This window comes from Paraburkholderia sp. JHI869, from assembly GCF_038900775.1.
Classification (GTDB): Bacteria; Pseudomonadota; Gammaproteobacteria; order Burkholderiales; family Burkholderiaceae; genus Paraburkholderia.
The window spans coordinates 209,309-219,910 of sequence record NZ_JAYMSC010000007.1 but is presented as its reverse complement, the minus strand read 5'-3'; the positions used below and the strand labels follow the sequence as shown (position 1 = coordinate 219,910).

Genomic DNA, 10,602 nt, shown 5'->3' with positions numbered 1-10,602 from the left:
GAGAGACGCCCTCCGTGGCAATTACCATTAAAAGCTCAATCAATCGACGCTTCAAGCTGACTTGCAAGCTCGTTCAGATCGTCGACGACGAAATCCCACGCCTGTTCCGCTTTCAGGTCCGTTTTCTGATGCGGACCGTGTTCGGTCGGCCGCACGACGAACGCGGTCGACAGTCCGAGCCGGCGCGCCGCGGCAAGGTCGCCGTTATGCGCCGCGACGAGGCACAGTTCGGCGGGCGCGAGCCCCAGAATGTCCACCGTCTCGCTGTACACCTGCGGCGAGGGCTTGTAAGCGCGCACCACTTCGGCGCCGAGAATGGCGTCCCATGGCAAACCGGCGCGTTTGGCCAGATCCACCATGAGCCGGATGTTGCCGTTCGACAAGGGCGCGATGATGAACCGGCGTTTCAGGCGGCTCAGCGCCCCGGCCGAATCCGGCCACGGATCGAGCCGATGCCAGGCGAGGTTGAGTTCGTCGATTTCCGCCTCCGTCGCCCCGGCAATGTGGTTCCGTTCCAGCACCTTCACGAGGTTCTCGCGATGCAGAACGTCGAGGCGCACGTATGGCCGGCGCCCGCTGCGGATCTCCTCCATGGAAGGCGAATACTCGCGCCGCCAGGCGTCGGCGAACTCGAAGGCATCGAGGTTCGGCGCGTGGCGCTGGAGAAAAGCGGCGGTATCCCTCGCGACGCCGTTTCGCCAGTCCACCACGGTGCCGAAGACGTCGAATACGAGGGCCTTGATTTTGCCAGGGTTCGTCATAGGGGCCGGAATGGGGAGTGGATCAGGACTCAGTATGGTGCGCCACTCCCCTGGACGCTTCAAGCCGCTTCGGCTTCCAGCTCGCGCCCGGGAATCGCGGCGAGCAGCGTGCGCGTATAGGGATGACGCGGCGCGCGCCAGATGTCCTGGTGGTCGCCGCTCTCGACGATCTTGCCCTGTTGCATCACGTGCACCCGGTCCGCGATATAGCGCACGACCGAAAGATCGTGGGAAATAAAGAGCATGGAGAGCCCCAGTTCTCGCTTGAGCTCGACGAGCAGATTGAGGATTTGCGCCTGGATTGAAACATCGAGCGCCGATACCGGCTCGTCGCAGATCAGCAACGCGGGTTCGAGCACGAGCGCGCGCGCAATACCAATGCGCTGACGCTGCCCGCCGGAGAATTCATGCGGAAAGCGCGCGAGCGCTGCCGCGGGAAGACCGACCCGTTCGAGCGCCGTGCATACGCGAGCGCGGCGCGCCGCTGCGTCGCCAACACCATTCACGGCCAGCACGGTTTCCAGAATGTCGCCCACCGTGCGGCGCGGATTGAGCGATGCATAGGGATCCTGAAAGACCATCTGGACCTTGCGCCGCATAGGCCGCAACGCGCGCTCGCGCAGTGGCACGAGATCGGTGCCATCAAGCGCGATCGATCCGTTCGCCACCGGCACGAGGCGCATGATTGCGCGCGATAGCGTGGACTTGCCGCAGCCCGACTCGCCCACCAGCCCGACCGTCTCGCCCCGGGCAATCTCGAACGAGACGCCGTCTACGGCGTGCAGTACCGGCGCGCCATTGCGCTGCGGGTACGCCACGCGCAGGTCGCGCACGGCGAGCAGCGGCGCAGCGTCAGCCTCCTGCGTGCCCGCAGCCGCACGCTCGGGCGCCTTGCGCGGCACCACCACGAAGCCGCCCTCCTCTGCGGCCCGATCTGCCGTTGCCGTGTTACGGATTTCCGGCAAGGTCCACGAGCGGTAGTGCAGATCGTCGGCCAGATTGAGCGAGGCGCTCAGGAGTCCCTGGGTATAAGCGTGACGGGGATGCGCAAAGAGATCCAGCGTTCGCGCATCCTCGACCTTGCGCCCGGCCAGCATCACCGCCACGCGATCCGCATGATCGGCTACGACGCCCAGGTCGTGCGTGATCAGCAGGAGCGACATCGACAGCTCGCGGCGCAGCGCGTCGAGCAGTTCGAGAATGCGCGCCTGGATCGTCACGTCGAGCGCGGTGGTCGGCTCGTCTGCGATCAGCAGACGGGGGCGGCACGCCACGGCCATCGCGATCATCACGCGCTGGCGCTGTCCGCCCGATAGCTCGTGTGGGTAGTCGTCGAAGCGGCGCTGCGGCTCGGGAATGCGCACGAGATCGAGCAGTTCGACGGCACGCGCGCGGGCGGCCCGCTGCGAGAGCGCTTCGTGCTGGCGCAGCGTTTCCACGACCTGCGCGCCCACGCAGAGCACCGGATTCAGCGAGGTCATCGGCTCCTGAAAGATCATGGAGATCTGACTGCCGCGCAGCTCGCGCACGGCTTTGGGCGGCAAGCCGAGCAGTTCGCGCCCTTCGAAGCGCACGCTACCCGTCACGCGACCAGGCTCGGGAACGAGTTGCATGAGCGAAAGCGCCGTGGCGGATTTGCCGCTGCCCGACTCGCCCACCAGCGCCAGCGTCTCGCCCGCCGCGATATCGAAGCTCACGCCGCGCACCGCCTCGTGCGCCCCAAAATTCACGCGCAAATCGCGCACTTCAAGCAGTTCGCTCACGTGACACCTTTACGGTCGTTGCCGCTGCCGCGGATTGAGGGCTTCGGTCAGGCCGTCGCCGAGCAAATTGAGGGCGAGCACCGCGAGCACGATGGCCGCGCCGGGAATCGCCGTGAGATACCACGCCGTGCGCAGCGAATCGCGTCCTGCGCCGATCATCGCGCCCCAGCTCATGACGTTCGGGTCGCCCATGCCGAGGAACGACAGCGACGACTCGATCAGGATTGCGCTCGCCACCATCACCGAAGCCGTGACGATCACGGGCGGCAATGCATTGGGCAGGATCTCGCCAAAAATGATCCGTGTGTTGCCAAACCCCTGGCTGCGCGCCGCGAGCACGAAGTCCGAGCGTCGCAGCGTGCGAAATTCCGCGCGCACGATACGCGCGACCGTGGGCCACGAGGCAATGCCAATGGCGAGCGCGATCACGACCACGTTGGGCCGCCCGATCGCCACGAGCACGATCACGAGCAAAAAGGACGGCACGGTCTGAAACAGTTCGGTGACGCGCACCAGTGCGTCATCGATCAGGCCTCCGAAATAGCCGCCGATGGCGCCCACCAGCGTGCCGATCACGAGCCCGATCGTTGCCGAGGCCGCTCCGATGAGCAGCGACACGCGCGCGCCATGCGCAATGCCGGCCGCCACGTCGCGCCCAAGCGAATCGGTGCCGAGCCAGAATTGCGGGTCGCTGCCCGGCCATTCGAACGGGCCGCCCACCATGTCGAGCGGGTCGCCCGGGTAGAGCCGCGGCGCGAGCACGGCAAGCACGAGGAATGCGGCGAGCAGCGCGAGGCCCGCGCACGCCGAGGGATTGCGCAGCAGCGCGCGCCAGAATGCGTGCCCGGCGCGGCGCGCGCTTGCGTTGTCACGCCCGGCGCCGCGGCGGCCGAGCAGCGCGAACGCCAGGTGACGCCGCCACGGCGACCCGTGGCTCGTGGCTGCGCGTGGCGCTTGAGCCGGCAGATCCGGCGATTCGAAACTCATTGAAGTTCCTCCTTTAACCGATGCGCGGATCGAGCCACGCCTGCAGCAGATCGACCACGACGTTCGCGACGATCACGAGCAGCGACGACAGCAGCAGCACGCCTAGCAGCACGCTGAAGTCGCGCGCGAGCACGGCGTCGAGTGCGAGGCGGCCGAGCCCCGGCCAACTGAACACGGTTTCCGTCACCGCCGCGCCGCCAAGCAGCGTGCCGAAATGCAACCCCACGAGCGTGGTGAGCGGCATCAGCGCGTTGCGCAGCACGTGCCGCAACGTCACGCGCCACGGATGCAGACCCTTGGCCTGCGCCGTGCGCACGAAATCCTGCCGCTGCACCTCGATCATCGCGGCGCGCGTGATGCGTGCATAGATCGCGACGAAGAAGGTGGCGAGGGTCGCCGCGGGCAGCAATACGTGCCGCGCGACATCGACGACGTAGGCGAAGCCGTGCAGGTTCGCCCCGATCGTGACGTTGCCGCCGCTCGGCAGCCACCCCAGCCGGACGGCGAACAGAATGATGGCGAGCAGGCCGATCCAGAATCCGGGCGTCGAATAGAACAGCAGCGCGAACACCGACAACACGCGATCGGGCCATTTTCCAGACCAGTGCGCCATCACGGCGCCCAGCGCCACGCCGGCTACGAGTGCGAGCGAGAGCGCGACGCCCATCAGCAGCAAGGTGTTGGGCAGGCGCGAGAGGATCAGCTGCATCACGGGCATGTCATAGCGCGGCGAATAGCCAAGGCTGAAATGCGCGAGGTGCTTCAGATAAGTCCAGAGCTGTACGAGCAAGGGCTGATCGAGCCCGAACTTCGCGCGCAGCATCGTCATCGTTTCCGTCGTCGCTGAGCCGGCTTCGCCAGCGATCACGTCGGCGGCGTCGCCCGGCATCAACTTGAGCAGGAAGAAGTTCAGGATCACGATGCCCAGCACCGTGGGCAGCGCCTGCCATGCGGTGCGGCGCAGGATCGTTTGCCAGCGGGCGCTTCGGCTCATCGTCGGGCTCCGTTAGGTGTTGCGGTGCGCATTCGGGCACGCAGTCAGGCGCTCAGCCAGACATCGGCGAAGTTGCCTTCCAGGCCCTGCGCGCTCACCGTGTGATCGTGTACCCGCCGATTGGCGAGCGTCACCATGCGCGGCGCGACCAGATTGAGAATCGGCAGATCGCGGTAGACAGTCTGCTGGAACTGTTTGTAGAGGCTCACGCGGCGGCTATCGTCGATTTCAACCGATGCCGCTTCGAGCAGACGGTCCGCTTCCGCACTGCTGTAATGCGGCGCATTCGAGAATGGCACGCCAGGGCGGATATTCTTCGACCAGTAAAGACGCTGCACGCCCACTGCCGGATCGAACAGGGTATTCACGCCGATGCTCGTGAAGTCGAACTGGCGGTCGGCGTAGACACGCTTCAGAAACGACGGCAGATCCTGCGAGCGCACCGTGACGTCGATACCCACGCGCGCGAGCGCCGATTTCACGTAGCCGGCCTGGCGCTGGTACATGTCGCCATACGGCAGGTAATCGTGCGTCAGCCTGAACCGCACGCCATCCGCACCGCGCGGCTTGCCTGCCGCGTCTAGCAGCGCCTCGGCCGCATGCGGGTCGAACGCGTAAGGCGCGATCTGCGCGTCGTGATACGGCGAAGCGGGCGTGATAGGCGTAGGCGAAACGTCCGCATAACCGTAGGCCACGGTCTTTTGCACGACCTGCGGGTTGATGGCATGCGCGATGGCCTGGCGCACGCGCGGGTCCTTCAATACCGGATGATCGAGATTGAAATCGATTTCCGCCAAAGGCTCGAGAAAACGGTAGCCGCGCGTTTCGGTCACGAGCTGCGGCAATTGTGTGAGGCGCGGCAAGTCGGTGAGCGGCGCCGGGTTTTCGCCGCCCAGATCGAGCGCGCCGGTTTCGAACGCTGCCGAGCGCGCGGCCGGATCGGGTATGACCTTGTAGACGAGCGCGTCGATATACGGCTTGCCCGCGTCCCAGTAGTCGGGATTGCGCTCATAGACGATGCTCGCGCCGCGCGTCCACGACTTGAAGCGAAACGGCCCGGTGCCGACGGGCGCATTGTTGTGCGGGTTCGCAAGCGGATCGCCCGTGGCGTACAGGTGCTTCGGCACGATCGGCGATTCGCCCGCGGAAAGCGCCTTGAGGAGAAACGGCGCGGGTTTCGACAATTCGATGATCGCCGTGCTCACGTCGGGCGTCTGCACGTTCGTCACGTTAGCAAAGGTGCTGCGCCCGCGCGGGTGAATCGCTTTGAGCAAGTCGATCGAGAATGCCACATCCGCGGAAGTGAACGGCTGGCCATCGTGCCAGCGCACGTTCTGCCGCAGCTTGAACGTGTAGCGCAGACCATCGGGACTCACGGTCCACGCGGTCGCGAGTTGCGGTTGCGCACGCAAATCGAAGTCATAGGCAAGGAGTCCCTCCAGTACCTTCGAACTCACGGCGAGCGCCGGTCCCGTGGTCTGGAAGATCGACACCAGCACCGGCGGCTCGGGATTGATCAGGACGTTTAACGTGCCGCCGCGTTTGCGCGTAATAGCGCCCTGGGCGCGGGCAATTGCGGGAAGGCCCGCCGACGCAGCAGCCGCGCCGCTTGCGATGAGAAATTCCCGACGAGTCAAACGTGACATGGTGATGCGTTCCGATATCAATGTGGCTAAACGAGGCTACACGTTGCGATCTGCGAGAACCGGTAAATTCTCGCCGTGGCGACAGTGCTGCAATCGTAGCAACGGCCTCCTCGTGCGCTAACCAAGCGATGCTGCTATCCATATGACCTCGCGCCCCGAACGGCAAATGCAGCAGCACGGCAACGCAATTGGAAAGCAGAAAAGCTTCTTTGTGGTTCGCGCGCGGCGCGTGTTTAATCCATCGATCGACTGAGCAACTAATTGGCGGCAACGCGTCCGGTGCCGCAACGAACTTCCAGGGTGTTTGTCTTGAGCGATATTCCCGTAGCCGAGCCGCACGCTTTCACTCGCGCATCGACTTCCTTCGTGCCCGTGGCCTCCCCCGCCACCTTTCCCGATAGCCCGGCAGCGCGCGCGTTTGCGCAGCCGCTCATGCTCGGGCTGTTCCTGCCGATCCAGGCTGGCGGATGGAGTGCATCCACGCTGCCGCGCACGACGGACTGGTCGTTCGACTACAACGCCGCGCTCGTGCGGAAGTGCGAAGCGCTCGGGTTCGATCTTGTCTTCGCCCTGTCGCAATGGCTGCCAAAAGGCGGCTATGGCGGCGTATTCGACGGCCACGCGCTCGACTCGTTCATGACGCTGGCGGCGCTGACCGCGCGCACCGAGCGCATCATCCTCGCCGCGACGACGCATGTGCTCTACGGACCGTGGCACCCGCTGCACTTCGCCAAGTTCACGGCCACGCTGGACCATATATCGCGTGGCCGCTGGGGCATCAACGTGGTGACGGGGCACCGCGCCGTCGAACACGAGATGTTTGGCTGGAACCGCATCGAGCATGATCGGCGCTATGACATGGCCGCAGAATTTCTCGACGCCGTACAACAGTTGTGGGCGCAACCGGATAATTTCAGTTTCGAGCCGGAACTCTCCGGCTGGCGTCTGCAAGGTGCGTTCGTGACACCCAAGCCGCAGTATGGACGCCCGCTGCTCATCAATGCGACGGGCTCCGACGCAGGCATCGACTTCGCCGCACGCTACTCCGACGTGGTGTTCATCACGAGCCCGGCGGGCCCGCAGATCGATCGCGCGTTGGAGGCGCTGCCCGCGCACACCGCGCGGGTGAAGGCTGCGGCGCACGCGTATGGCCGTCAGGTGCGCACGTTGATCAATCCCATGGTGATCTGCCGTGAGACGTCCGCCGAAGCGCGCGCGTATCACGACGCCATTGTTGCGCACGCAGACGACGGGAGTTTTCACCGCTTCGACAGCGACGCGCACGCATGGCGCGGAGGTTTCGAAGACCGCGCGAAGGCGGCCTCGCGCGCCGTGGGTGGCAACATTGCGATCGTGGGCTCGCCCGAAGAAGTCGCCGACAAGATCATCAAGCTTCACGCGGCAGGCATCGACGGCGTGCAGTTGAGTTTCTACGACTTTCAGCCGGACCTGGACTTCTTTGGCGAACGCGTGCTGCCGCTGCTGCACGAGGCTGGATTGCGCCGCTGAGCGCGGCGCGTAGCAACTTCATCAGGCGCGTTGAAGTTCCGCGCCAATCGCCGCCTCACGCACGAGCGGCCGCTCCAGCCCGAGATGCGAACGCAGGGTGTTGCCTTCGTATTCCGTTCGAAAGAGGCCGCGCCGTTGCAGGATCGGCACAACACCGCTTACGAACGCCTCCAGGCCGTCCGGCAGCGCGTCGGGCATGAGGTTGAAGCCGTCGGCAGCTTCGCCCTTGAACCAGTGTTCGATATCGTCGGCGATCTGCTCAGGTGTACCAACGACCACGCGATGTCCGCCGCCGCCCGCGAGAGAGCGGATCAGCTCGCGCACCGTGTGGCCGCCACGCCGCGCCTCGGCGATCGTGGCGTGAAAGAACGTATGGTTGCCGTTGCCGCCGCCCGGCAGCGCGAGATCTTCCGGCAGGCGCGCGTCGAGGTCGAGCTGATCGGGCGACAGGCCCAGTGTGCCGGCGAGGCGCGTGAGGCTGTAGCGCCAGGGAATCTGCTCGACGAGTTCGTCGCGCCGCCGTATCGCCTCGGCCTCGGTGGCGCCGATGATGGTCGTGAGGCCCGCGAGCACTTGCACGCCCTGCGTACGTCCGTGTGCGGCCGCGCGCGCATTGAGGTCGCGCCGGTACGCCGCCGATTCCTCGAACGATTGCGACGCGGAAAACACGGCCTCTGCGTGACGCGCCGCGAGATCGCGGCCATCCCCCGAGCCGCCCGCCTGCACGAGCACAGGGTGACCTTGCGGCGCACGCGGAAGATTCAGCGGCCCCTGCACCTTGAAAAAGCGCCCTTCATGCGCGACTGGCCGCACCTTCGTCACGTCGATGAAGCGGCCGCTTGCCTTGTCGCCAACGAAGGCATCGTCGTCCCAGCTATCCCAGAGCGCTTTGACGAGTTCCGTAAACTCCGCGGCACGCGCATAGCGTTGCGCGTGATCGGGCACCGCGTCGTGGCCAAAATTGCGCGCGGACGGCAAATCGGCCGTCGTCACGACATTCCAGCCCGCGCGGCCACGACTCACATGATCGAGCGTGGCGAAGCGGCGCGCGATGTTGTAGGGCTCGTTGTAGCTCGTCGAAGCCGTGCCGATTACGCCGATGTGCGTGGTCGCCGCCGCAATGCTGGCGAGCAGCACCGTGGGCTCGAGCGCCGTGATTGGGCGGAAGTCGATCTGATCGATGATCGCCGCGTTGTCGGCGAGAAAGACCGCATCGAACTTCGCGCTTTCTGCCAGTTGCGCGACTCGCACATAGTGGCCCACGTCCACGAATGCGCGAGGATCGGCGTCGGCAAGACGCCACGCGGATGGCACGAAACCCGAGTGGAGGATATTGACGTTCAAATGCAGGCGTCGCGACGCTTCGGTCGCCGAAGTTCGGCTCATTTCGTGGACACTCCTCGAATCGTGGATTTCAAAACACGCGGCCTTCGGTGAGGTGCGTCGTCACGCCGTTCAGGGCGAAGTCGCCTACCACGCGGGCTTTGTGCAGCAACGGGTTGTGACTGAAGATCGTGCGCAGGTTGCGCCAGTGCCTGTCGAAATTGTGCGCGCGCGAAGTGGCCGATGCGCCGCCTGCTTCGAACAGACGCTCGGCCGCTTCGAGTGCGAGCTTGCTCACCACGAGCTGCGTGCGCGCCGTTGCCAATGCGCCTTCCAGCACGAGCTGATCGGCGTCTGGCGCACCCGCGCGGATCGCTTGCGCCGATCGGTCGAGCGTGCGGGCGTTCTCGCGAACGAGCGCGTCGATCGCGTGGCTGTGCGCGGAGAGCGTGCCGACGACCTGCTGAATGAACGCATCCTCGCGCGCCGAAGGCGCGGTGCTGTGCAGTACGGGGCGGCCGTGCTCCAGCACATAACGCTTCGCATCCGCGACCACGTTGCGCACGATGCCAGCCGCGACGGCCACGAGGTGGAGCTGCCGCAGCGCGCCGCCATGACGGCCCGCGAGCGTGGCGAGGCCGCGCTCCGTGAGCTCGTCCGCACGCACCAGCAGATTCTCGAACACGAGACTGCCGCTCGCCGTCATGCGCTGCCCCATGCCGTCCCAGTCGTCGAGCACCGTGAGCCCCTCGCGCCGCACCGGCACGATCGCGACTACCGGCTGGCCTTCGTCGTTGAGCACGCTCAGGCGCGCGTAGTCGGAAAAGGCCGTGCCGGTTGAATAGTATTTGCGGCCATCCAGCCGGTAATGCTCGCCGTCGCGCCGCAGCGCCGTGGTGTATTCGCCCGGACGCGCCGTGCCCAGCTCGGTAGAAGCGCCCCCGAAGATGGCGCCGTCAATCACGCGCTGGATCTGCAGATCGTTGAACGGCGTGCGCGCCGAGAGCAGCAGCGCTTCGGTCTGGTCGTAGTGAATACGCAGCGCGTGCGCGAGATTGCTGTCGGCTGCGGCCAGTGTCGCGATCACGTCGAACTCGTCCACGAGCGAGCCGCCCAGGCCGCCCCATTCCACCGGCAACCGAAGGCGCCCCAGCCCTGAGCGCCGGAATGCGTCGAAGCCCTCGAACGGCAATTCGCGGCGCCCTTCGCGCGCAGCCGCCTCTTTGCCGATTTCAATCGCAAGCGTGGGCAAGCCGGCGAGCGCATCCTGCAACGACAAACTGGCCACGCGATCGCGCACCGGAAGTGGAGTGGGAAGAGCAGACATTGAGTTTTCCTTTTTGTCAGGCCCACGAATGGTTGTGATTCGCGGGCGGCCTCAAGGCGTTTTGCCAAAAAGGAAAAGTATAGGGAGCGCATTGCCCGCGACTAACCACGGAATTCGACTTTTGTTATTCGCGTGTCTGCGTTGGCCCGCATTACACTCAATCGAACAGCACGATATTGCTGCCAAAGCTAATCACCACCGCGCGCGGACCTATTTCACGATTCGTTCTTTGACCGCGCGGCAAGCGCTTGCCGATAATCGTTCGCACCATGCCGCCCGCGCCGACGTTGTG

Annotated in this window: 8 protein-coding genes; 1 reads left to right on the top strand and 7 read right to left on the bottom strand. The window is 65.4% G+C overall.

The genetic code is table 11. The features are described from left to right. Positions 1–35 precede the first annotated feature (35 nt). Genes VSR72_RS15215 through VSR72_RS15195 form a run of 5 tightly spaced genes read right to left on the bottom strand, consistent with a single transcriptional unit; the run spans position 36 to position 6,151 of the window. Positions 36–761 carry a haloacid dehalogenase type II gene (locus VSR72_RS15215; protein ID WP_342953162.1) on the bottom strand — a complete coding sequence of 242 codons (726 nt, stop codon included), beginning with the start codon at positions 759–761 and terminating at the stop codon, positions 36–38. A 59-nt stretch (positions 762–820) separates the two neighbouring features. Continuing rightward, positions 821–2,524, bottom strand: a complete 1,704-nt coding sequence (locus tag VSR72_RS15210) for an ABC transporter ATP-binding protein (protein WP_342953161.1) — start codon at positions 2,522–2,524, stop codon at positions 821–823. 9 nt (positions 2,525–2,533) lie between these two features. Next, entirely contained in the window at positions 2,534–3,511 is a 978-nt protein-coding gene (locus VSR72_RS15205; protein WP_342953160.1) for an ABC transporter permease, read from the bottom strand. Positions 3,512–3,524: 13 nt separating this feature from the next. Beyond that, positions 3,525–4,505, bottom strand: coding sequence for an ABC transporter permease (locus tag VSR72_RS15200; RefSeq protein ID WP_342953159.1), 981 nt, complete (start codon positions 4,503–4,505; stop codon positions 3,525–3,527). Positions 4,506–4,549: 44 nt separating this feature from the next. Further along, on the bottom strand, positions 4,550–6,151 hold the full coding sequence (locus VSR72_RS15195; RefSeq protein ID WP_342953158.1) for an ABC transporter substrate-binding protein: 1,602 nt from the start codon (positions 6,149–6,151) through the stop codon (positions 4,550–4,552). 318 nt (positions 6,152–6,469) lie between these two features. On the opposite strand from VSR72_RS15195, the gene VSR72_RS15190 reads away from it, so the two are divergent. Next, positions 6,470–7,660 carry an LLM class flavin-dependent oxidoreductase gene (locus VSR72_RS15190; protein ID WP_342953235.1) on the top strand — a complete coding sequence of 397 codons (1,191 nt, stop codon included), beginning with the start codon at positions 6,470–6,472 and terminating at the stop codon, positions 7,658–7,660. 21 nt (positions 7,661–7,681) lie between these two features. On the opposite strand, the gene VSR72_RS15185 is transcribed toward VSR72_RS15190, so the two are convergent. Continuing rightward, positions 7,682–9,046, bottom strand: a complete 1,365-nt coding sequence (locus VSR72_RS15185; RefSeq protein ID WP_342953157.1) for an LLM class flavin-dependent oxidoreductase — start codon at positions 9,044–9,046, stop codon at positions 7,682–7,684. 28 nt (positions 9,047–9,074) lie between these two features. After that, the gene (locus VSR72_RS15180; RefSeq protein WP_342953156.1) at positions 9,075–10,310 is read right to left on the bottom strand and encodes an acyl-CoA dehydrogenase family protein; all 1,236 of its coding nucleotides are present in this window, start codon (positions 10,308–10,310) and stop codon (positions 9,075–9,077) included. Positions 10,311–10,602: the final 292 nt, after the last annotated feature.